Source organism: Lachnoclostridium sp. An196 (genome assembly GCF_002160135.1).
Lineage (GTDB): Bacteria > Bacillota > Clostridia > Lachnospirales > Lachnospiraceae > Hominiventricola > Hominiventricola avistercoris.
On sequence record NZ_NFJZ01000010.1, the window covers coordinates 126,963 to 148,997 of the forward strand.

At 49.5% G+C, this 22,035-nt stretch carries 20 protein-coding genes, 15 tRNA genes, 1 rRNA gene, 2 pseudogenes and 1 other annotated feature; of the genes and pseudogenes, 4 read left to right on the top strand and 34 right to left on the bottom strand.

Annotated elements, in window-relative coordinates; genetic code table 11:
• Positions 1-6: 6 nt before the first annotated feature.
• The 3 genes from B5F29_RS12415 to B5F29_RS12425 are packed head-to-tail and all read right to left on the bottom strand — an operon-like array spanning position 7 to position 3,329.
• Complete coding sequence (locus B5F29_RS12415) at positions 7-1,203, bottom strand: transglutaminase domain-containing protein (RefSeq protein ID WP_087154943.1); 1,197 nt, start codon at positions 1,201-1,203, stop codon at positions 7-9.
• A gap of 18 nt (positions 1,204-1,221) precedes the next feature.
• Positions 1,222-2,829 carry a DUF3298 and DUF4163 domain-containing protein gene (locus tag B5F29_RS12420; protein ID WP_087154944.1) on the bottom strand — a complete coding sequence of 536 codons (1,608 nt, stop codon included), beginning with the start codon at positions 2,827-2,829 and terminating at the stop codon, positions 1,222-1,224.
• Positions 2,826-3,329 carry a YqeG family HAD IIIA-type phosphatase gene (locus B5F29_RS12425; RefSeq protein WP_206414214.1) on the bottom strand — a complete coding sequence of 168 codons (504 nt, stop codon included), beginning with the start codon at positions 3,327-3,329 and terminating at the stop codon, positions 2,826-2,828. Before B5F29_RS12425 ends, B5F29_RS12420 begins: the two co-directional genes overlap by 4 nt.
• A gap of 67 nt (positions 3,330-3,396) precedes the next feature.
• Here B5F29_RS12425 and B5F29_RS12430 point away from each other — a divergent pair.
• Positions 3,397-3,469: transfer RNA gene (locus tag B5F29_RS12430), tRNA-Ala, on the top strand.
• Between the two features lie 32 nt (positions 3,470-3,501).
• Here the strand turns inward: B5F29_RS12430 and B5F29_RS12435 are convergent.
• On the bottom strand, positions 3,502-4,767 hold the full coding sequence (locus tag B5F29_RS12435) for a dihydroorotase (RefSeq protein ID WP_191393299.1): 1,266 nt from the start codon (positions 4,765-4,767) through the stop codon (positions 3,502-3,504).
• Between the two features lie 304 nt (positions 4,768-5,071).
• Between B5F29_RS12435 and B5F29_RS12440 the strand changes: the two genes are divergently transcribed.
• Complete coding sequence (locus tag B5F29_RS12440; RefSeq protein ID WP_162608427.1) at positions 5,072-6,268, top strand: CapA family protein; 1,197 nt, start codon at positions 5,072-5,074, stop codon at positions 6,266-6,268.
• Here the strand turns inward: B5F29_RS12440 and B5F29_RS12445 are convergent.
• From B5F29_RS12445 to B5F29_RS12455, 3 genes and pseudogenes are all read right to left on the bottom strand, one after another.
• On the bottom strand, positions 6,265-7,953 hold the full coding sequence (locus B5F29_RS12445) for a carbon starvation CstA family protein (RefSeq protein ID WP_087154946.1): 1,689 nt from the start codon (positions 7,951-7,953) through the stop codon (positions 6,265-6,267). The two genes, B5F29_RS12440 and B5F29_RS12445, sit on opposite strands and share 4 nt — an antisense overlap.
• 72 nt (positions 7,954-8,025) lie before the next feature.
• Positions 8,026-8,327, bottom strand: a binding site (T-box leader).
• 376 nt (positions 8,328-8,703) lie between these two features.
• A complete protein-coding gene (locus tag B5F29_RS12450) occupies positions 8,704-9,606 on the bottom strand; it encodes a BRO-N domain-containing protein (protein ID WP_087154947.1) in 903 nt (300 codons plus the stop codon).
• A 75-nt stretch (positions 9,607-9,681) separates the two neighbouring features.
• Positions 9,682-9,870 (bottom strand): annotated as a pseudogene (locus B5F29_RS12455) (hypothetical protein); the annotation flags it as partial.
• A 117-nt stretch (positions 9,871-9,987) separates the two neighbouring features.
• On the opposite strand from B5F29_RS12455, the gene B5F29_RS12460 reads away from it, so the two are divergent.
• Positions 9,988-10,191: an excisionase gene (locus B5F29_RS12460; protein WP_087154949.1), complete on the top strand. Its 204-nt coding sequence runs from the start codon at positions 9,988-9,990 to the stop codon at positions 10,189-10,191.
• A gap of 79 nt (positions 10,192-10,270) precedes the next feature.
• Positions 10,271-10,773: pseudogene (locus tag B5F29_RS12465) on the top strand (integrase DNA-binding domain-containing protein); the annotation flags it as partial.
• A 152-nt stretch (positions 10,774-10,925) separates the two neighbouring features.
• Here B5F29_RS12465 and B5F29_RS12470 read toward each other — a convergent pair.
• From B5F29_RS12470 to B5F29_RS12595, 27 genes are all read right to left on the bottom strand, one after another.
• A complete protein-coding gene (locus B5F29_RS12470) occupies positions 10,926-11,555 on the bottom strand; it encodes an alpha/beta fold hydrolase (RefSeq protein ID WP_087154950.1) in 630 nt (209 codons plus the stop codon).
• A gap of 25 nt (positions 11,556-11,580) precedes the next feature.
• Positions 11,581-11,766, bottom strand: coding sequence for a hypothetical protein (locus B5F29_RS12475; protein WP_442911279.1), 186 nt, complete (start codon positions 11,764-11,766; stop codon positions 11,581-11,583).
• Positions 11,767-12,044: 278 nt separating this feature from the next.
• Positions 12,045-12,124: transfer RNA gene (locus B5F29_RS12480), tRNA-Leu, on the bottom strand.
• Positions 12,125-12,173: 49 nt separating this feature from the next.
• The gene (locus B5F29_RS12485; RefSeq protein ID WP_087154951.1) at positions 12,174-12,923 is read right to left on the bottom strand and encodes a heparan-alpha-glucosaminide N-acetyltransferase domain-containing protein; all 750 of its coding nucleotides are present in this window, start codon (positions 12,921-12,923) and stop codon (positions 12,174-12,176) included.
• A complete protein-coding gene (locus tag B5F29_RS12490) occupies positions 12,920-13,348 on the bottom strand; it encodes an acyl-CoA thioesterase (RefSeq protein WP_242955660.1) in 429 nt (142 codons plus the stop codon). The genes B5F29_RS12485 and B5F29_RS12490 overlap by 4 nt, the downstream gene beginning before the upstream one ends.
• Positions 13,349-13,394: 46 nt before the next feature.
• The gene (locus B5F29_RS12495; RefSeq protein ID WP_087154953.1) at positions 13,395-14,741 is read right to left on the bottom strand and encodes a sensor histidine kinase; all 1,347 of its coding nucleotides are present in this window, start codon (positions 14,739-14,741) and stop codon (positions 13,395-13,397) included.
• Positions 14,738-15,409, bottom strand: coding sequence for a response regulator transcription factor (locus B5F29_RS12500; protein WP_087154971.1), 672 nt, complete (start codon positions 15,407-15,409; stop codon positions 14,738-14,740). Before B5F29_RS12500 ends, B5F29_RS12495 begins: the two co-directional genes overlap by 4 nt.
• Positions 15,410-15,942: 533 nt before the next feature.
• Positions 15,943-16,015, bottom strand: a tRNA-Lys gene (locus tag B5F29_RS12505).
• A 28-nt stretch (positions 16,016-16,043) separates the two neighbouring features.
• Positions 16,044-16,116 (bottom strand) — tRNA-Gln (locus B5F29_RS12510).
• A gap of 15 nt (positions 16,117-16,131) precedes the next feature.
• Positions 16,132-16,205 (bottom strand) — tRNA-His (locus tag B5F29_RS12515).
• A gap of 14 nt (positions 16,206-16,219) precedes the next feature.
• A tRNA-Arg gene (locus B5F29_RS12520) sits at positions 16,220-16,293 on the bottom strand.
• 21 nt (positions 16,294-16,314) lie between these two features.
• Positions 16,315-16,385: transfer RNA gene (locus B5F29_RS12525), tRNA-Gly, on the bottom strand.
• Positions 16,386-16,400: 15 nt separating this feature from the next.
• Positions 16,401-16,475 (bottom strand) — tRNA-Pro (locus B5F29_RS12530).
• A 67-nt stretch (positions 16,476-16,542) separates the two neighbouring features.
• On the bottom strand, positions 16,543-17,043 hold the full coding sequence (locus B5F29_RS12535; RefSeq protein WP_087154972.1) for a metallophosphoesterase family protein: 501 nt from the start codon (positions 17,041-17,043) through the stop codon (positions 16,543-16,545).
• 5 nt (positions 17,044-17,048) lie between these two features.
• Complete coding sequence (locus tag B5F29_RS12540; protein WP_087154954.1) at positions 17,049-17,648, bottom strand: XTP/dITP diphosphatase; 600 nt, start codon at positions 17,646-17,648, stop codon at positions 17,049-17,051.
• Positions 17,617-18,810 (bottom strand): THUMP domain-containing class I SAM-dependent RNA methyltransferase, encoded by a 1,194-nt coding sequence (locus B5F29_RS12545; protein WP_087154955.1) that lies wholly within the window; start codon positions 18,808-18,810, stop codon positions 17,617-17,619. Before B5F29_RS12545 ends, B5F29_RS12540 begins: the two co-directional genes overlap by 32 nt.
• 71 nt (positions 18,811-18,881) lie before the next feature.
• Entirely contained in the window at positions 18,882-19,190 is a 309-nt protein-coding gene (locus B5F29_RS12550; RefSeq protein ID WP_087154956.1) for a rhodanese-like domain-containing protein, read from the bottom strand.
• An 87-nt stretch (positions 19,191-19,277) separates the two neighbouring features.
• Complete coding sequence (locus B5F29_RS16480; protein ID WP_162608428.1) at positions 19,278-19,442, bottom strand: hypothetical protein; 165 nt, start codon at positions 19,440-19,442, stop codon at positions 19,278-19,280.
• Positions 19,443-19,521: 79 nt separating this feature from the next.
• A complete protein-coding gene (locus B5F29_RS12555) occupies positions 19,522-19,950 on the bottom strand; it encodes a DUF1700 domain-containing protein (RefSeq protein WP_087154957.1) in 429 nt (142 codons plus the stop codon).
• A gap of 57 nt (positions 19,951-20,007) precedes the next feature.
• Positions 20,008-20,081, bottom strand: a tRNA-Arg gene (locus tag B5F29_RS12560).
• 17 nt (positions 20,082-20,098) lie between these two features.
• A tRNA-Leu gene (locus B5F29_RS12565) sits at positions 20,099-20,184 on the bottom strand.
• A gap of 28 nt (positions 20,185-20,212) precedes the next feature.
• Positions 20,213-20,286, bottom strand: a tRNA-Asp gene (locus B5F29_RS12570).
• 23 nt (positions 20,287-20,309) lie between these two features.
• Positions 20,310-20,383, bottom strand: a tRNA-Ile gene (locus B5F29_RS12575).
• A 4-nt stretch (positions 20,384-20,387) separates the two neighbouring features.
• Positions 20,388-20,460: transfer RNA gene (locus B5F29_RS12580), tRNA-Thr, on the bottom strand.
• Between the two features lie 45 nt (positions 20,461-20,505).
• A tRNA-Glu gene (locus tag B5F29_RS12585) sits at positions 20,506-20,577 on the bottom strand.
• A gap of 14 nt (positions 20,578-20,591) precedes the next feature.
• Positions 20,592-20,663: transfer RNA gene (locus B5F29_RS12590), tRNA-Asn, on the bottom strand.
• A 91-nt stretch (positions 20,664-20,754) separates the two neighbouring features.
• Positions 20,755-22,035, bottom strand: a 23S ribosomal RNA gene (locus tag B5F29_RS12595); the annotation flags it as partial.

Here is a 22,035-nt window from a genome sequence, read left to right on the forward strand (position 1 = left end):
AGCTGTTTACCAGCTCAGCGTCAATACATGCAGATTTTCATTTTCCATATACCGGAAGCTTGTAATATCCGGACAGTATTCGGCAATACGGCTGTCTGCCACCAGAGCCTGTCTCGCCTGTCCGTAAGCCTCCGAACTTCCAAACCGAAGCCCCAGCTGGCGTCCCCCTTCTTCACTGCAGCGTCTGAGCGCCGCTCCCGCCGCATCCTCTTCAAACGCCTCGAAGAACAATCCCTCCTGTACATAATAATTAAATTCCGTCTTCACGCATACCGGAAGTTCCAGATCCATATCCGTGGTATGGGTTGCCGCCAGATCTGCGTTCGTAAGATTCAGATATTCGTATGAGCATGCTCCCAGGGCGGCCGCTACGTTGTTTCCCCAGGTAGCGTCCATCAGATATGGATCGCCCTCAATCATGACCAGGTTCCAGGCATGGCTCTCTCCTCCCGCGTCTCCATATACAATCATGCAGGGCACATCCAGACGGGACAGCAAATACTGCGCCGCGGCGGCAATCCCGTTGCACACAGACTGCCCTCCCAGAAACACGCTCAGAATATTCTGGTTTTCCACCGCGTCCGGATTATATTTCACGTTCAAGGAAAGATTTTCATATATCGTTTTTACTTTTTCATAGTCGGAGTCATCCTCTCCCGTTCCATATAAAAAAGGAGACAGAGCACGGTCCACCTGCGCCTGATAATCCTCTCTTTCATCCTGCGTCATAGTATAAGACGGCAAAAAACGGATCCTGACCGTCTGACCTCCCAGGCTTTCTTTTACATACTGATATCCGCTGACCCAGAATATTTCTCCATGGTCGCTGGTCAGCGCTTCAAAAGCGCGCGAAAGCACCTCCTCGTCCGTAGTCGGCAGATCCGTTTCCTCCGCATGGTTTTCCAGTGTATCAAGCATCTGCGCGTATACCGTCTTTGTTTCTTCATCCAGCAGGCTGTAAGCCAGACTGTCCGCAGACGGCTCTTCCGCAGATTTTTCTGCAGTATGCCCCTCTTCTTCTGGATCTTCTTCCACAGGCGGCTCTTCTTCGATATCGGACTGCTCTTTTCCCGGCTCCTCCACCGTCCGGATCGGCTCCAGACTTTCTGACTGCGGCGCTAAAACTGATGACACGCAAACTGCTCCCAGACCCAGACCCAGACAGAGCAAAAAAATCGCCAGTCCATTTAAAATTTTTTTCATATAATATCTCCGAATCTGTTATCCTGCATAGGGAAGCATCTCAAAGTAATCCGTTTCCGGTCTTCCGTTCACATACAAAGTCCAGGTATCATCCGCTCCATTTCCGCGTTCATATAAGATACTTCCTTCTTCCCCGCTCTCATCCACGCGAAAATACGCCAGTCCCTGGTTATCCGTCCCGGTGATCCGGATCCGGCTGCCGGCTGGCAGTATGGTCTCCCGGCCATCTATCGTCACCGGAAGATCCTGAATAACCGTCAAAAGGTACGCGTCTGAATCGTTTCCCATAATCCGGAAGATATCGGACTGCTGTGCCAGCATTCCATTTTCGTCGATCTTATAATCCATCATCCCGTAATAAGTGCCGAACACATTCAGGCTCATACGCAGAGTCAAAAGTTCCGTATTGATCGCCCCATCCGACAGACTGATTCCTTCCAGCCGGTTTCCTTCCTTAATCACTCCTCCTGTTATCTCATATAAGAAAGTAACATAGTCGTCCGACGCATAGTCTGCATCAAAAAGCACAAAGCTTCGGCCATCTGTCAGGTTCAGCAGATACGCACTCCCCATCCGTCCAAAAGTTCCCGCCACCACACTGGAATCTCCCAGTTCCAGCGTAATCTGAGTCTCACCGTATTCTTCGTCGGTCTCTGTACGAATATTCAGCCGCTGCTGCACACTGTCCTCCGAAGCTAACGTCAGATAAACATCTGTATTCTCCGGAAGAGCCGCCGCCCCGGCTCCGTTTATCCCTGCGTAAGCATCCTCCATATACTCTCCGAATACATCGTAGGGAAGCGTCACTTCCGCCGCTCCCATGGCATAAGGCCCCACCTCATACGGATTGAACACAAACGTAATGCCTGCTCCGTCCAGATACCAGACCGGGCCGGATTCCCACATATCTTCTACCGTACTCTCATACTCAGGAAACAGTCCTTCTCCATACCGGACTTTCAGTTCTTCTGCGATATACCCCGCAGCCTCCTGCTGAAATCCTTCCTCATCCTTCAAAATATCATCCAGGGACAGCAAAGCTCCCGTCTGCGAGTCAAACACAATACCCGTATATCCGTAATTGCCGTGCGCGCCTCCGGTGTAATCACTGTTCAGTTCCCGCAGACTGATCACCCGGCTGTCTGCACGCATTACTTCCAATTCTTCGAATATGCTGTAGTAATAAGAATCTGCGGAAGCGCTTTCACTCAACGCCGCTTCCTCACTGGCGGTCGGATACAGTCCTTCTCCATAGGTCAGCAGCTCCTCTTTCCGCTGATCGGACCACTGACTTACGCTCTCGGCAACTGTCTCGAAGCCTTCTCCCTGCACTTCTGCTGTATCATATTCCAGATGCAGGGCCCATTTCCCGCTTTCCTCATCGTACCAGTCTTTTTCTTCTCTGGCAAACGTCACCTGCGGCGCCGTCTCTTGTGCTTCGCTTTCCTCCTGTCCGGGGGATTGCTCATCCCCGGCGCCGACTGCCGGTTCCGCATCTTCTTCCTGTTCAACTGCGGGCGCCGTCTCTTCCTCCTCATTCCCTGTACGTCCGGAACATCCCCCCAGAGCAAACGCACCGCACATAGTTACAAGCAGCATCCAGACTGTCAATTTTCTCCTCTTCATGCTCTGCCTCTCTTTCTGCGCTCCTTCCGAAAAGGTTTTTCCAGGAAACGCTTAACCACAATCTGAATCTCGTCCGTGGACCGATCCACAGGTTTCGTTAATATTGTATCCATCCCGGCACGGTTTGCTCCCCAGATATCCGTAAATATCTGATCCCCGACAAACAGGGTCTCCTCCGCCGAAATTCCCATCTTCTTCATAGCTTCCAGATATCCCCGGGTCCCCGGTTTTCCGGCGTCATACACATAACCGGACCTCACCTGGTCCGCAAAGGGCTTCACCCTTTCTTCTCCATTATTTGATACCAGCATGGTGCGAAGGCCCAGACCGTGTATCCGGTCAAAAAGCCTTATCGCTTTTTCATCCGCGGGCGCTCCGTGAGGAACCAGCGTATTATCGATATCGAAAATCACCCCCCTGTAGCGTCCTGCCAGCTTCTCCCAATCCAGACCATAGACAGAATCCGTCATACGGTCCGGATAAAGATCTCCCAGTCCCATAATATTCTCCTTTTTTCAGATTCATACTTGAAAGCGTCTCTCTCCAGTGCTATAATAAAGCCTGCATGGGGATATAGCTCAGTTGGGAGAGCGATGCGTTCGCAACGCATAGGTCACGAGTTCGAGTCTCGCTATCTCCATTTTTTTGCGCCCTTTTTCAGGGCGCTCCCTCTTATCTGTCCTCGTAAACGATCTTTCCCCTGCAAATGGTAAAATGTACCCTTCCGGGCAGTTCCCATCCTGAAAATGGCGAATTGGACGCTTTCGATACAAAATGATCCGCCGTCCATAATTCTTTTTCCCCAAATACAACCAGATCTGCCGGCGCCCCCGGACGAATGCTGACCGGATCCAGGCGGTAAAATTCCGCCGGATTTTTACTCATAAGCGCCATAAGTTCCATCAGCGTAAGATATCCCGGCTCTACCAGAGATTTTATGCCAAGCCCCAGAGAGGTCTCCAGCCCGATGATTCCGCTGGGCGCTTTCTCCATGGATCCTGCCTTTTCCTCCGAACTGTGCGGAGCATGGTCGGTCACGATCATATCGATCGTGCCGTCCTGCAGGCCGGCGATGATCGCCCGCCGGTCTTTCTCTTCCCGAAGCGGGGGATTCATCCTTGCCATGGTACCGTATTTCAGGACTGCTTCATCTGTCAAAGTGAAATGATGGGGCGTCGCTTCTGCGTGAACATCTGCCCCGAGCTTTTTTGCCGTGCGTACAAGTTCCACAGAATTGGCCGAACTGATATGCTGAATGCACACGGACGCGCCCGTATGGAGCGCCAGAATGCAGTCTCTCGCCACCATCACATCTTCCGCGGTCCGGGACGCGCCTCCATACCCCAGCTTCTCCGACACCTTGCCCTGGTGGACGCCGGGCGCGGAGACGAAAAGCGGGTCCTCTTCGTGCAGGCTGATCGGCAGATTCAGCTCTTTTGCCTTTTCCAGCGCCTGCGTCAGCAGCGCTTCATCGGTCAGCGGGATCCCATCGTCCGTAAAGCCTGCTGCCCCGGCGGCCGCCAGCGCTTCCATGTCTGTGAGTTCCCGCCCCTTAAGCCCGCGGCTCACACAAGCCGCCTGCATCACATGAATCCCTGTCGCTTTCCCCTTCTCCAATACATATTTCAGCGTCTCCGTCTGATCCACGGGCGGCTTTGTGTTCGCCATACAGACCACCCTGGTAAAGCCTCCTCTGGCCGCCGCTTTCGCTCCTGTCCATATATCTTCTTTATATGTTAAGCCCGGATCCCGGAAATGCACATGCGCATCCATCAGCCCCGGCGCGACGGTAAGGCCGTCCGCATCCAGCACCCGAGCCCCTTCTGCGTCCAGACCTGCTCCGACTTTCACAATTTTATCTTCATCTATCAGAACATCCAGCACCTGATCAATCCCGCTTACCGGATCCAACACTCTCCCATTCCGAATCAGTATCATACCGCTCTCCTGTCTTCAGCTTTGAAACTGAACTGTTTTTTCATTGTAACTGCCCAGGAAGTCCTGAACTGTTATCTTTCATTATATATAAAACTCATCTGCATTTCAACGCAGTTTATGGTATAATGAGCGCGGAACGCGAATTATACCATCGCGCATGCCGGTTTCTGCGCTCGCCGCAGAAAGCCGGGCGCATCCGCCGGAGGCATCATGTCTGCAAAGCAGACATGGTATAATGAGCGCGGAACGCGAATTATACCATCGCGCATGTTTCCTAACATCAAAAGATAATGGAGGAGTATCTATGAAATCACTGCTGAAAGGGATCGGCATCGGCCTGGGGATCGGGATTATCCTGTTAACTGCCCTGTATCTTTGTCTCACATTTTCCGGGAACCGCCTGTCCTCCCGGAGAAACATATCAGAAAACGCAGGAATTCAGACAGAGCCGGCAGAGTCAATCTCCTCCCAGGAGACCACTCAAGAAGAAAATACGTCCGAACCGCTTTCCGCTGAAACCGAGAAGGAACCGTCTGAGGTTCTGCCGGAGGAGCCGCTGCCCGAACCGGATGTCACGCTCTCATTCGCAGGAGACGTCATGTTTCCGGATCATTATCTGTCCGCCTATGACACGGGCGGGATCCAAGCCATCGCCGACAGCGGCATGCTGTCCCACATGCAGGATTCGGATCTGTTTCTGCTGAACGAAGAATTTCCTTTCAGCCTGCGGGGAGAACCTATGCCAGACAAACAGTTTACTTTCCGCACAGATCCAAAATACGTCCGCATCTTCCAGGACCTGGGCGTAGATATCGTCACAGTGGCAAATAACCACGCTCTGGATTTCGGGCAGGATGCCTTCTGCGACACCCTGGATACTCTTCAGCAGGCTGATATCGCCTGTATCGGCGGCGGTTATGACATCGCCCAGGCTTCTGCGCCCGCCGTCCGTACCGTTCACGGGCAGACCTTTGCTTTTCTGGGCGCGACCAGAGTCTCCCCGGCATACGAATGGTATGCCACCGACTCTCAGCCCGGACTGTTCCAGACCTATGATCCGACGCTTCTGAACCAGAGGATCGCGGAAGCCGACGCCCGGTATGATCATGTCATTGTATTTGTACATTGGGGAATCGAAAGAAATGAAACGCCGGAAGAGTACCAGCGTGTCCTGGCTCAGGGATATATAGACGCGGGAGCGGATCTGATCGTAGGATGCCATCCGCATGTGCTGCAGGGCTTTGAATATTATCAGGGAGTTCCCATCGTTTACAGTCTGGGCAACTATCTGTTCGACAGCCGAACCGGGGAAACCGTGCTTCTGAAAGCCGTCTTTTCTCCGGAAGGAGAACTTTCCCTGCAGTTGATCCCCTGCCGCCGGGAATCCGAAGTTCTGACGCAAATAGAAGACCCGTCTTCCCTCTTTCAGCACCTGAGCGATATTTCTTTCGGCGCCGAAGTCTCGGAAGACGGGATCATTACAGAAGGCGGCACTGATTAGTGCTCAGCCTTCTTTGTTATAAGCTCTTTTCCGGAAGTAACCACAATCGTCACTCCCAGAATCATCAACAGGACTGCTACGATCAGCTGAAGTCCTTCCACCATAAATACGCCGGTGCCTGCCGAAAACGCGCCTGCCAGCGCGATGAATCTCTGTACCAGCGCCGTGAATGTTACGATCAGCATGATCACGAACGGAGGAACGAGCGTTCTCATCTCTCTGCCTGTCACTTTCAGGAATACGCACAGCGTGATCAGAACCAGCGCGCTCAGAAGCTGGTTGGCGCTTCCGAACAAAGGCCAGATATTGGAATATCCCACCTGCGTCAGAATATATCCGAACACCAGAGTAATCAGGGTCGCAAAATATTTATTGCAGAGCACCTTTCTCCAGCCTTCCGCATGCTCCATATCATCCGTACTGAATAATTCCTGGAAAGACATGCGGCCGATACGGGCCACAGAGTCCAGCGTAGTAAATGCCAACGCGGATACGCACATGGTCATAAAGCTCTGGGCTACAAAAACCGGAATCCCGAACATCTCCAGGAATCCTGCCACTCCGGAAGAGAAGATCTGGAACGGTGTTCCCACTGCCGCCGTACCGTCTGCGCCGGCTGCAGCTCCGGCCACACACAGCGCGATGACCGCCAGAAGGCTTTCCAATACCATCGCTCCATATCCAACCTTCAGCATATCCTTTTCGTTGGAGATCGTCTTGGAGGAAGTTCCGGAAGACACCAGGCTGTGAAATCCGGATACCGCGCCGCAGGCGACTGTCACGAACAGAATCGGGAACAACGTTCCCAGGCTGTCATTCCGGAAACCGGTATATGCCGGAAGATTCATGGTCGGATGCGCAAAAATCAGTCCCAGTACAGCGCCGACGATCATACCGACAAACATAAATGTGGACATATAATCACGGGGCTGCATCAGGAACCACATAGGAAGTACCGCAGCCAGGAAGATATATGCAAATGCGATGTACACCCACATCTCTTTTCCCAGGATCACCGGCAGATTCATTCCGCATACAAACGCAAGCACCGTGCATGCCAGGCCGAAGACCACTTCTTTCCAGCCGGCCAGCTTTGCCTTTCTCTGGACAAGTCCGAAAACAGCCGCAAACAGGATAAAGAACAAGGAGATGCTCCCCGCCGCGCCGTTTACCGTCGCATTTTCCGCAAGCGCCGTCACACCGTCTGTTACCACATAAGCATTGAAGGTATCCGCCACCATGTCCGCGAACGCCGCCATGACGATCAGAGTGAACAGCCAGCAGAATCCCAGGAATAATTTGCGTCCGGCTTTGCCGATATACTTCTCGATCAGAAGTCCCATAGATTTTCCATCATTCTTTACGCTGGCGTACAGCGCGCCAAAGTCCGTCACGGCGCCGAAGAAGATGCCTCCCAGAATAATCCACAGCAGAACCGGCAGCCATCCGAACGCCGCGGCCTGGATCGCTCCCGTCACCGGTCCTGCTCCGGCAATCGATGAAAACTGGTGCGCAAATACCGTCCATCCGTCTGTGGGCACATAGTCCTGCCCATCGTTATGTACTACCGCGGGGGTTTTCGCGTTCGGATCAATTCCCCATTTTTTTGCCAGCCACCTTCCATACAGCGTGTACGCTGCCACAAGGCATACTGCGGCAATCAGTACAATTACAAGCGTGTTCATAATCTTCACTCTCCTTTGTTCTGTTTTGGGCTTTTATCCCATAAAAAAATCGCCCCCTGGCAGATCGCTCTGTCAGAAGACGAAGTACATTTCCTCCGCGTTACCACTTCTATTACCGGATATCATTCCGGTCCCTCAGTCCCGTCGGCCGGCAAAGCACATCCCAGATCGCTTTTCATTAAGCTCAGGTCCTATCTGCCGGATTAACAGGTTTCCTTATAACGGAGGAATTCCGATCCGGGCTACTGGTTCTGCCGTTCGCCCCGACTGCTCGCAGGTGATAACCGCCCTGACCATGCTGTTCCCTCACACCATCCGGGAACTCTCTGAAAACACTTCTGTCCGGGAAGTCCTGTCCTGTTCAACGCATTGTTTTTTGAACACGAGTTTATTATATCTCAAAAATGAAGAATGTCAACAAAAAATTACTTCTTGCCAAGGCAGCTGGTAGGGCGGCTATACCCGTTCCGAGTCTTGCGGAAAGGGGAGCTGCTTATGAATACATATGAAGAGTTTCAAATCATCTTGGGTGTGGCCATGCTGATTATTGCGATTCTGAATCAAAAAAATAAGTAAACCGCCCTGTCCTCTGGTAAAGAATAGGCGGTTTACTTTCAAGTAAAAGTCTAACTGTTACCGGAACGGGGAACCCGTACCTCCCTTGGATAATCTGTCCCGCCTGCCCGCCGACCACGCCAGAAAAGCCTTGCTATGGCGGGGGTATCGGCCTAAATGCGTAGAATGTAGGCGTTATTCATCCTTATTGTCGTCTGTTTCCTCTGTTTGTTCCGGCAAAGCAGCCGCATCCTCTACAATATCGGTTATAAGCTGCCGGAAGTCTTTGGCGTTTTGGGAAGTAATCACCGGCTTCCCTGTTGTATCTTCAATCTCTTTCCGGGTATTTCCCGCTATCGAACCGCCTTTGTGCGCCACTTTCTGATTTTCAGAAAAAGTAGTGGGCTTTACAGTTTTAGAAATCTCCGTTGTAGTCGCTTCGGCAAGCATTGTCAAAACCAGTTCCAGATCACTCATGTTGTCCCGGAGGTTTTCTTTTTTCAACCCTTTCAGCTTTTTGTACTGGCGGGTTGTCATGCCAGACCATGCGCGGGAAATCTCGTCTGTCAGGATCGCATATTCCTTTCCCTTTTCCACACCGCGCTTTTGCCACTCGTCTGTCAGCTCATTGCGAATACGGATCGCCAAAAGGCGCTGATGTACCCATTCCTCGGAATATCCTTTTTTCAGATAGGTTTCTAACGCCCGGTCAATGGCCTGTTCCGGGTCAATGGTTTCTTCAATCCGTTCCCGGCCCACCCTTGCCAGCCATGCCTTGAACGGCTCGGCTTTGGGGGAGGGAACAGACTGGATAATCCGCAATAGCTGTTCTGTATTGGCAACATCAGTTTTATATCTTTTCCCATCAGAGGACAGCATTTTCAGTTGTACGATTTTCTCGTACAACTCAACCGCACCCTCTTTTTTCAGCTTCCGCTTTAAATCACTCCAATACCGGCGGGGATTTTCTGTGCCGGTCAAAACGGAGATAACATCTACAATGGAAAAGTACCATTCTTCTTGTTCTTCGTCCCATGCGGTACGGATTTTTTTATCTTCAAATAGCTGGATCGCGTCATTATTTATCAATTCGCCCATTGCTATGTACCTCTCTTTCGCGGGGATAATTACAGTTTACCGTATCTTTTTGAAAAAATCTACCTCTGGCGCGGCTCATTTCCCGGAAAGCTGCCAGTATTTTTGCCGCTGCCGTTCAGTTTCTTTCTTCCGGCGCATCCGCACCGCGCAATCCGGGCAGTATTTGGCCCGGTTGGACTTCGGCGTGAACACGGCCCCGCACTCAACGCAGCGTTTCACCTCGTCCCGGCTCTTGCTGATCTCGGCGCACAGGGCCGCGTCCATGGCCGTGTGAGAACCACGCGGGGGTGAAAGTCCCGTAGAGCTGCGCCAGCAGCCGTCCGTTATGGCCCCTTTTGCAACTACAAACCTTTTTTAGCCATTGGAAAGGGGGCTAAAAGTATGAATAATACTGATGTGCCAATCTGGGAAAAATACACGCTGACGATTGAAGAAGCGTCCAAATATTTCCGCGTCGGGGAAAACAAACTGCGTAAACTGGCCGAGGAAAACCCTACCGCTGGCTGGGTGATTATGAACGGCAACCGCATCCAAATCAAGCGGAAGCAGTTTGAAAAAATAATTGATAGCCTTGACGCCATATAGTGAAATCGGGCCTTGAATATGCTATAATATCCTTATAGCGTGTCAAGGCTCTTTCCGTCATGGAAAGGAGCATGACGATATGCCGAGAAAAGAACGAGATGAAAAAAGGCGCGACAGCAAAGGCCGCCTTTTGAAATCTGGAGAGAGCCAGCGACCAGACGGAAGATACGCTTACAAATATATAGACACCTTTGGAAACCCCAAGTTTGTGTACTCATGGAAGTTAGTACCCACCGACAAAATCCCTGCCGGGAAGCGCCCCGACCTTTCTCTGCGTGAGAAAGTCAGGCAGATACAACAGGACATTGCCGACGGGATCGACCCCATCGGCAAGAAAATGACGGTCTGCCAGCTTTATGCCAAGTACATCCGGCAGCGGGGAAATGTGAAGCGTGGGACGAAAAAAGCCGCGAACAGTTGATGAAACTTTTGTCGGACGACAAACTGGGGGCGGCCAGCATCGACAGCGTGAAGCTGTCCGACGCAAAAGAATGGGCCTTGCGTATGCAGGAACAGGGCGTTGCCTACAACACCATCTGCAACAGCAAGCGTTCCAGGATTTCTTTCTATGTCATATCCCAAATGCGCACACATACCATTTTGAAATCTTCTTCCACAATTAGTACAAGCATCGCGATGCTCGTTGTAAAACACATCCAATTCGCGGGTGTGCCTATGTGTCATTTCCTGCATCACTTCCCCCCACTCTCTCATGTTCTATTTTTTAAAATTGATTAAGTGTTTTGCAAATAGTATTCATTCAATATATCTGCTAAGGCTTTTGGATTTTCTTCATTGACAACATGGCCTGTATTCTCAATAATTTTCAATTCTGCGCTTCTAATATTTTGTGATAAGTAATCCGCTGATTTCATATTTGCACTGTCTTTCTTTCCGCAAAGAATTAAAGTGGGGCATTTAATATTTTTCATCCTATCACTGAAATCTAAATTCTTCATAGTATCCCCTAAAGCAAATGTGCTCTTTTTATCAAATGCCATAGTTTCAAAAATAGATTTTGGTAAAAATCTGAAAATTATATTTTGAAAACTAAATGCTACTTTCGGAACTTTATATGGCGTTCCGATTAAAACTAATGTTTTCACTTTTTGCGGGAAATCCAAAGCAAAATTCAGAGCCAAAATACCACCTAATGAAAGGCCGCATAAATGAATTTGTCCGTCAAATTCGTTACAATATTTTACAAATGAAGAATATAGATTTTCGTAGCTTGCCTCTTTCCCTTCAAGGATGGAGGATAAATTTGGACATACAATATCTTCGTTGTTTGTCATGTATGAAATTGTTTTTTCCCAACTTGTTGCTTTGTGTCCTGAGCCGTGAACAAATATTTTTGTTGCCATAAGTATCTCCTTTGAATTTTATGTTTTATTTTCCTGCCTGCTCAATCATCTTTTTCGCAAACTGCTGGAACAGTTCAACGGTTTCCTCATCCATCAGCGTAAGCTGTCCGATCTGTCCGGCAACCATAGCCGCTACATCGTCAATGGGAAGCGGGTTTTGCTTCTGTTCCGCCAGTGCGTCCCGCATGGCTTGGAACATAGCAGCGGTCACAGCTTCTCCCGGCTGTTCCCCGTTGTCACATTATACAGAATGATTGCAAAAATATAATTTCCAAAGTGTAAACTTCATCAAAATGCAATTCTCGCAAAATTCCGGGGATTGCATTTTTTCGTGTAGACTTAGGGTAGTTCATCGATGGACACACCTTGAAAACAGAATGACCGTCCGAAAAGGGATGACAAATATTGTAAACGAGCACTTTTCAAATATTATGCAACACGAAATGCAACACGAAAAATAAAAAGTCCCATTTACAGGGACTTTTACCATGCGGATAACAGGACTTGAACCTGCACTCTTGCGAACCAGAACCTAAATCTGGCGTGTCTGCCAATTCCACCATATCCGCCTGCCTTATCTATGTTATCATCTGGCCTCGCAAAAGTCAATTGTCATTCTCAGAGCACGCCAAGAAGAGCCGCTGCCTCCAGCGCCGCCATCACCGCCGGCTGATGCAGCAGATAGATAATAAGGCTGTGTCTTCCCAGCCACTCCAGCCCCCGGATCCTGCAGGACAATGCACGCCGTACTCCTTCGCTTTTCATCAGGAATCTGTACAGAAAATATCCGCACAGGAACAGGAAAAACCATGGAAAGAAAGAGAAATAATCTCCCGACCAGAAACCCGGTTCCGGAAATCCCAGAAACGTAAGCAGAAATCCGCGGTAAAGACTCTCCGGCACCGCACCCAGGCGAAGAGCCCCAAATCCCCAGAATCCTGCATTTATATCTCTGGTAAGTATAAACAGCAATGCGCTTCCGGCCAGGCCTGCCCATGCGGGCAGTTTATCCAGCAGACGGGAAAGCGGGATCTGTACCAGCATGGCGCTTCCCAGAAAAGTAAGGATGCCGAATAAGATCCGTTGGGAAGGCATAAAAAGGAAAGTGACCGCTGTCACCAGTATCCCTCCGCCAAACACAGTCAGCCCCCGTCTCAGAGGCTGTTTCCCCAGATTCCAGCAGAAACCGGACAGCAGGATAAACGTCCAGCAGACGCTCTGCTGCCATACACGCCCCGGCGTGTCCCAGAACCAGAAGACATCCGCTCCGTAGATCTCCACTAAATCGTACATCCCATGGTAAGCAATCATGCTGATCAGGGTCAGCCCTCTGAGCGCATCCAGCAGATGATACCGCTCCCGCGTCATACCTGCTCCTCCTGGCCAGCTGCCATAGCCTCTTTCATCTTCTCATAAAGCGCCGGAAGCTCCTTTTTAATCGTGACCGGACGGCCGTTTTTATTCAGATAGCAGTGGCGGGACGTTCCTGTCGCACGCACTTCCCCGCTCTTTTCGTCTCTCATCACATAAGACAGCGCATATTTGATCCCATTAAATGATATCAGTTTCACCTCAATAATAACCCGGTCTCCGAAATGAGTCATGGATTTATATTCACATTCTACTGCCAATACCGGACTTATGATTCCTGCTTCCTCTACCATACTGTATGGAAAATCCATCTCATCCATGTACGCGATCCTTGCCTCTTCCATCCAGCGAATGTAATTAGAATGATGAATGATGCCCATCTGATCTGTCTCATAATACTGTGCCTGATGAATATATGTCATAGTTTTCCCCTCCATATAGAATCAGCAGAAGCTGTATGAGCTTCTGCTAATTCATTGTATCATCTTTATCCGCATTTTCAAAGAGAATTGTGATCCGGGTACCTTTTCCCGGTTCGCTTTCCAGCTTCATCTCCGCTTCATGCTGCGCCACGATATGCTTCACGATCGCCAGCCCCAGTCCGGTTCCCCCGGTGGCTTTGGAACGGCTCTTGTCCACCCGGTAAAATCTCTCAAAGACACGGCTTTGATGTTTTTCCGGAATACCGATACCGGTATCCTCCACGCAGAGACGCACTTTTTCTCCCTCCGGTTTGACACGGACCACCACGCTTCCGTTAATGTTATTGTAACGGATCGCGTTATCGCAGAGATTGTAAAGTACCTCATCCACCATCTCCCGGTTTCCCATAATATACGCGGGCTCTCCTTCCAGCTTCAGCGTCACCTGATGCTTTTCCGCGTTGACCTGGAGCATATCCACGCAGTTTTCCGCCATCTGATAAAGCGGCAGCCGGTCAAGTACCAACGTCGTCGTCTCCATCACATCCAGCTCTGACAGCTTAATAATATCATTGATGGTTGTGAGCAGTCTGGTGGCGCTGCGATGAATCTCGCCCGCGAATCTGGGAATATCCGTCTGCGACACCATATTATGCTCGATCAGTTCCGCATATCCGGAAATGGAAGTAAGCGGAGTCTTCAGTTCATGAGATACATTCGCGGTAAAATCCTGCCGCATCTTGGCGTTTCTCATAATATCGTCATGCTGTTTACGAATTGTATTGACGAATGGAATCATCTCTTTATATACCGGCATAGTTTCTTCTTCATCCAGGTGCTCCGCCAGCTGTGTAATCGGCGCCATTAAAGATTTTGTCGCTCGCGCAGACAACAGGATGCAGAGAATCAGAATCAGCAGCGCCAAGGCAAGCGATATAGGCAATGCGCTTCTAAAAATATCCCACACACTGGAAGCTTCTTTCGCCACGCGCAGCACTGTCCCGTCCTCTTGCTGTACCGCATAATAAAACGCGTCCCGATCCAGAGTATTCGACCTGCGCACCGCCAGGCCTTCTCCCTGTTCCGAAGCCAGCTCTACTTCCGGCCGGTTTCCGTGATTGTCCAGATCTCCCACTGCCACATCATTATCGTAGATTACTGTCCCATCCGTATCGATTAAAGTGATACGCAGTTCATCTGCTCCCACATCTGTGTAAACCTCTTCCTGTCCATCGAAGATGCCCGCGCTCTGAATCACCCGCGCACAGGTTCTGAGCTCATCCAGAATCTCGTTCCGAAAAAAACCAGAAAAGACCGCCGTCACCAGGACGGTGGTCAGAAGAATACTCGAAAGAGCTACCAGAATAAATTCACGCTGTATTTTATTTTTCATTCAATCATGTACCCCACATTACGCACTGTTTTGATCAACGATCCCGCGCTTTTCAGTTTCTGGCGCAAAGTTTTGATATGCACATCCAGCGTCCGGGATTCCCCTTCAAAATTGATTCCCCAGATTCTTTCCATAATCACATCACGGGACATAACGATCCCCTGATTCTGGATCAACAATTTCAAAAGCTCATATTCCTTGAAAGTCAGATCACAGGGTTCATCTTTCACATACACCATGTGTTTTTCCCCATCCAGAAAAATATCTCCGGTAGAAAGGAATTTCTCTTCTTCCATATTCATGCTGCGTCGAAGCAGTGCTTTAACCCTGGAAATCAGCTCCATCACTCCAAACGGTTTCGTAATATAATCATCCGCTCCCATATCCAGGCCTTTAACCTTATCGATCTCTGTAGTTTTGGCCGTCACCATCATTACCGGCACTTTTTTCGTGTCCGGAATGCTGCGCAGCTTTCTCACGATCTCAAGCCCGTCCTCATCCGGAAGCATAATATCAAGTAAAATCAAATCCGGAACCTTCTCCGCGATCTGATGAAAAAAGTCTCTGGCACACTCATAACCGCTTACCTGATATCCGCTGTTTTTCAGCGCAAAGCTTTCGATCTCTCTAATATTTTGATCATCTTCGACAATATAAATCAATGCCATCTTCCACAACCTCTCCAGATACCATTTTTTATTCTTTGATTCCAAAATATCCTCTTAATTGTACATCATACTATAATACGGCTGTAAATTCCAGGAGGTATCTATGTAAAATCCATGTAAAATTTGTTCCCGGTCCGCCTGAGACGGCCCGCATAAATGTCCGGCAAAGACGCAGAAGAACCAGAGGCGGGGGACCTCTGGTTCTTCTGCAACAACTTTTATGTATATTTATCGAAGACACTGCATAAAAGAATAATCAAAAGGGAGGGTTTATTCATAAAGGGGGATTAGGGGGGTTGCAGTATCCTCATTCATACATGACAAATGAGATGATAACTTTATGTGATATCGTTCTCACTTGACGTATATTATTATACGTCCTGGATGTATAATTGTACATTGACGAAACGCATAAAAATTTGTCGAATTTCCAGATATTATGAAACAAAAAGAACAATCCGAAAAAACACCTTGGTCTTATTGTATAAAAAAACATCGCAAAACCAATTATTTATTGATTTCACGATGTTTTATGAGACATCGGGGATTCGAACCCCGGACAACTTGATTAAAAGTCAAGTGCTCTACCAACTGAGCTAATATCCCATTCAGCAATTATTTCTGCATGCCCAAACTGGGCTAGCTGGATTCGAACCAGCGTGATGCAGGAGTCAAAGTCCTGTGCCTTACCGCTTGGCGATAGCCCATTATCTTTGATTCAGGGTGGATACAGGGACTCGAACCCTGGGCCTCCAGAGCCACAATCTGGCGCGCTAACCAACTGCGCTATACCCACCATATTAATTTAAACGTGCCCGAAGGGATTCGAACCCCCGACCCACGGCTTAGAAGGCCGTTGCTCTATCCAGCTGAGCTACGGACACGTAGCTCCGGTTTTCCCGGAAAGCGGGTGATGGGAATCGAACCCACGTATCTAGCTTGGAAGGCTAGTGTTCTACCATTGAACTACACCCGCATAACGTCTTATCTATCGGGGTGACAGGATTCGAACCTGCGACCTCCTGGTCCCAAACCAGGCGCTCTAGCCAAGCTGAGCCACACCCCGCAAGCGCCCTTTTTGTGGACACATATGGTATTATATAAGACCGCATCGCAAATGTCAACTGTTTTTTTCAAAAAATACGGCGCATGTTATTCAGATAACAAATATTGTAATCTGCCTCACCTTTATCATCAATATACATCATGATCCAACTGGGTTCGTGCCCCTCCTGGCGCGGCAGAGAAAGGCTTCCCGGATTCAGGATCGTAAGCTCCCTGCTTCTTTCCAGGCACGGGCGGTGCGTATGTCCGTACATGACAATATCCACGCCTCGTTTCTTTGCTTCTTCTCTGAGCATTTCATGGCCCATACTTACAAAATAGTGATGTCCGTGTGTAAGAAGCGCTTTATGCGTTCCTAACTCAATTTTCATCTCTGATGGAAGCGCGCTGAAATAATCATTGTTGCCTGCCACCATATCCACCGGCACGCGAACCAGGGAGCGGATATTCGCCTCGTCTCCTTCCACATCCCCCAGATGAATCATCCGGTCGATAGGTCCTGTTTTTTTTAAAACCTTTTCAAGATTCGTCAGCCTTCCGTGGGTATCGCTGACAATCAATATTTTCATCATTCTTATACTTCCTGCAGTTCTTTTAGTTTTTCTTTCATCAGGCGGAGCGCCTTGCCCCGGTGGCTCAGTTTATTTTTCTCTTCCAACGGAAGTTCCGCGGAATAACATCCGTATTCCGGAAGATAGAAGATCGGGTCATACCCAAATCCGTTTTCCCCCCGTTCTTCATAACCGATCTGTCCTTCCATGGTACCCCTGGTGGTAAAAACTCTCCCATCCGGAAAAGCCGCCGCAATGACGCACACAAACCTTGCGTTTCGTTCTTCTCCGCTCTTTCCCTCCAGCCGGTCTATCAGACTTTTGTTTTTTATATGGTAGGAAGTGTCATGTCCCATATACCGGGCGGAATAGATGCCCGGCTCTTTGTTTAAAGCATCCACCTCCAGCCCGGAATCGTCTGCCAGAACAATCTCGCCGCACATTTTCATGATCTCTGTTGCCTTGATCACGGCATTCTCTTCAAATGTCGTCCCATTCTCCTCCACGTCCGCAGCAATGCCGGCTTCTTTTAAAGACAGGATCTCGACTCCCAGATCCTGCAGAATCATACGGACTTCGCGCATCTTTCCTTCATTGCCCGTCGCGAATATGATCTTTTTCATGTGCGTTTCCCTCCTGTCTGTTTCCTTTGGGCGGTTTCGGACCGGAAAACTGATAAAAGTATGTTTTCAGCATTCCATTATAAATCTTCCGGTTTTTGTCCGCCTTTCTTCCTATATATTTCTCCGCGTCCTCATAACTGGTAATCAGATACATGGACCAGCTGTCCAGATTTTGAAATCGTTCCCCTATCTCCGTGTACAGTCCGGGAAGCTGAGACTTTTCTTCCAGTCTCTCGCCATAGGGAGGATTGCTGATCAGAAAGCCATATTTCTTCGGGTGACTCAGTTGGCTCAATGGACGTTGCTGAAAATGGATCAAATGCTCCACGCCCGCGTCTCTGGCATTCTGTCTGGCCGCTTTGATAATCTCTCCGTCAATATCATATCCCTGAATATCTGTCTCGATATTGTCGTCTACCAGATCGTTTGCCTCATCGACCGCCTGGTACCACCACTTCCTCTCCAACAGATTCGTCCATTTTTCTGCAGTAAAAGAGCGATTCATCCCCGGAGCTATATTTGCGGCAATCATAGCCGCTTCAATTGGAAATGTGCCGCTCCCGCAAAACGGGTCCACCAGTATTCTGTCTTTCTTCCAGGGCGTTAGCATAATCAGCGCCGCCGCAAGAGTCTCTTTGATCGGCGCTTTGCTGACCATGCTGCGATAGCCTCTCTTATGTAAAGAAAGACCCGTGGTATCCAGACAGACCAGCGCCTCATCTTTCATAAAAGAAATCCTGATAGGATATTCGGCTCCGGTCTCCGGGAACCATTCGATATGGTAAATATTTTTCAAACGCTCTACAATCGCCTTTTTCACAATCGATTGAATATCCGACGGACTGAATAACCTGCTCTTTACCGAAGAAGCCTTGGCTACCCAGAATTTTCCGTCCGAAGGGATATAATCTTCCCACGGAAGGTCTTTTATCTGTTCAAAAAGCTCATCAAACGTGACTGCTTTTAACTTTCCAACTTTTAATAATATCCTCTCTGCTGTGCGTAAAAAAATATTTGCCCGGCATACTGCGTTTTCATCCCCGCAGAAAGTGACCTTCCCATCTTCCACCTGGAGGATCTCATAACCCAGATCCTGGATCTCTCTTTTCAGGACCGCCTCCAGTCCGAAGTGACACGGAGCCACCAATTCGATTCTGCTCATCTGTATTTCCTTTCCAGCTATTTACTATATCCTATATCTTATCTTTCCGGGCCGACCATGTCAATCATTTCTCATCTGGAGTCCCGTTCCAGATATCTGCCCCGGTACGCCTGAATTCCCCCTACCACAGAAACAGCGCAATAACCATGTTCCTGAAGTTCCCTGGCTGCCTGCATACTCAGACCGCCTCTGTCACAGTACAGAATCGGGATCGTTTTTCCCAGTCCCCGTACCCTTTCCAGAAGATATTCCCGAGGTATACAGACCGCCCCCCGGATATGCGTTTTCCGGTAATCGGCCGGCTGCCTTACATCAACAAGCAAATAATTCTTATTAAATATATAACGATCAATTTCCCGGGCGGAGATGGTTTCCAACATAGGCCCCTCATTCTCTCTCTTTTATTCTTATTAGCAGTATATGCAGACAGGGCGCGGTCTGCGCCGCGCCCTGTCTTTTTCTTCAGACTAGTTATTTGCTTTGTCCGATGCATTGTTCTTAGAGCAGTTTTTACTGTTCTTGGTATTTTTGGAATTGCTGCTCTTCGTGTTGTTTCCGGTACTGTAATCACCGGCCGCATTGCTGTAGTTATTCATGTTGCTGGCAGAATGATTCGTGTTATTGGAACTCATATCAAAACCTCCTGTAATAGATGTTTACAGGGGTAGTATGAGATTTCCCGGCACAAAATATACCTGTATTTTAAAAAAACTACCTTCCGTATTTTCTGATCAGCCAGAGTACAAATCCTGCCACAATAAGAATCGGAAGCAGCGCGGCCAGAATCCTGAATACTACAACCAGCAGCAGGATCACCGCAGCGAAAAATAAAGCCATAATTAATGTAGCTTTCCATCCGTCGAAACGATGCACCCGAATCTCCGATTCCGGATCATCGCCCGGACTTTCCTCCACTGTATATTCCATATAACTGCTCCTGCGTCCGGACGTCTCCAAAATAGTTCTGGCAATCAGCCTGGGATCTCCCAGTTCATCCAATACTTCCTTCTCTGTTCTTCCTTTACTCATCTCCTGGTCTATATATGTCTCATAATAACGGATGTGTTCTTCAAGCGAAGTATGATCCGTCTTCCCATATAAAGCCCTTCTGAGAGTTTCTATAAAATTCTTTTTGTCCATCTGTTCTCCTGAAATATATTGTATTGAAAAAACCACCTGTGTAAGCAGGTGGCTTAACGTGCGCGAGAAGATTCGAACTCCCGACCTTCTGATCCGTAGTCAGACGCTCTATCCAGCTGAGCTACGCGCACATATATGGAATTTTAACTGCCGGCGACCGGGATCGAACCGGTACGGGAGGTTAGTCCCGCAGGATTTTAAGTCCTGTGCGTCTGCCAGTTCCGCCACGCCGGCTAATTGCAGATGGCATATGTCACGCAAACGACCCGAATGGGACTCGAACCCACGACCTCCGCCGTGACAGGGCGGCGCTCTAACCAACTGAGCCATCGGGCCATATAAAATAAATTTAAAAAAAATGGACCCACAGGGACTCGAACCCGGGACCATCCGGTTATGAGCCGGAAGCTCTAACCAACTGAGCTATGGGTCCAAGAAGCCGATGATCGGACTCGAACCGATAACCTGCTGATTACAAATCAGCTGCTCTGCCAATTGAGCCACATCGGCAAATTAAATGCCTGCCGTCGCCGGAAACCGGGCAGAATCGGCAAATGACTCCAAGGGGATTTGAACCCCTGTTACCGCCGTGAAAGGGCGGTGTCTTAACCGCTTGACCATGGAGCCAGATTAATTAAAAACTCCCCGAGTAGGGCTCGAACCTACAACAACTCGGTTAACAGCCGAGTGCTCTACCATTGAGCTATCGAGGATTATCCTCTCAGGATCTTTTCTTATTATACCCTGAAAATCGCATACAGTCTATACCTTTTTTATCTTCCACTACATCCTATCCAGAACCTCTTGGTTAAGCCCTCGACCTATTAGTGACAGTCAGCTCCACACATTGCTGTGCTTCCACCTCTGCCCTATCTACCTCGTCGTCTTCAAGGGGTCTTACTACTTGCGTATGGGATATCTCATCTTGAGGGGGGCTTCACGCTTAGATGCCTTCAGCGTTTATCCCTTCCCGACTTGGCTACCCGGCCATGCTCCTGGTGGAACAACCGGTACACCAGAGGTCAGTCCATCCCGGTCCTCTCGTACTAAGGACAGCTCCTCTCAAATATCCTACGCCCACGCCGGATAGGGACCGAACTGTCTCACGACGTTCTGAACCCAGCTCGCGTACCGCTTTAATGGGCGAACAGCCCAACCCTTGGGACCTACTACAGCCCCAGGATGCGATGAGCCGACATCGAGGTGCCAAACCACTCCGTCGATGTGAACTCTTGGGAGTGATAAGCCTGTTATCCCCAGGGTAGCTTTTATCCGTTGAGCGATGGCATTCCCACTTAATACCACCGGATCACTAAGCCCTACTTTCGTACCTGCTCCACCCGTCGGTGTCGCAGTCAAGCTCCCTTCTGCCTTTGCACTCTTCGGATGGTTTCCAACCATCCTGAGGGAACCTTTGGGCGCCTCCGATACCCTTTCGGAGGCGACCGCCCCAGTCAAACTCCCCGCCTGGCATTGTCCATTGCCCGGATCACGGGCACCTGTTAGAAGCCCAATACTGCAAGGGTGGTATCCCAACAGCGGCTCCATGAAGACTGGCGTCTCCACTTCCTAGCCTCCCACCTATCCTGTACATGCAATACCGGACCCCAGTACCAAGCTGGAGTAAAGCTCCATGGGGTCTTTCCGTCCTGGCGCGGGTAACCAGCATCTTCACTGGTACTTCAATTTCACCGGATGCATTGTCGAGACAGTGCCCAAATCATTACGCCTTTCGTGCGGGTCGGAACTTACCCGACAAGGAATTTCGCTACCTTAGGACCGTTATAGTTACGGCCGCCGTTTACTGGGGCTTAAGTTCAAAGCTTCGCTTTCGCTAACCTCTCCCCTTAACCTTCCAGCACCGGGCAGGCGTCAGCCCATATACCTCACCTTTCGGTTTCGCATAGACCTGTGTTTTTGCTAAACAGTTGCTTGGGCCATTTCACTGCGGCCCCCTTTCAGGGGCACCCCTTCTCCCGAAGTTACGGGGTCATTTTGCCGAGTTCCTTAACAATGCTTCTTCCGTCGGCCTTAGGATTCTCTCCTCATCCACCTGTGTCGGTTTACGGTACGGGTACTGCATGG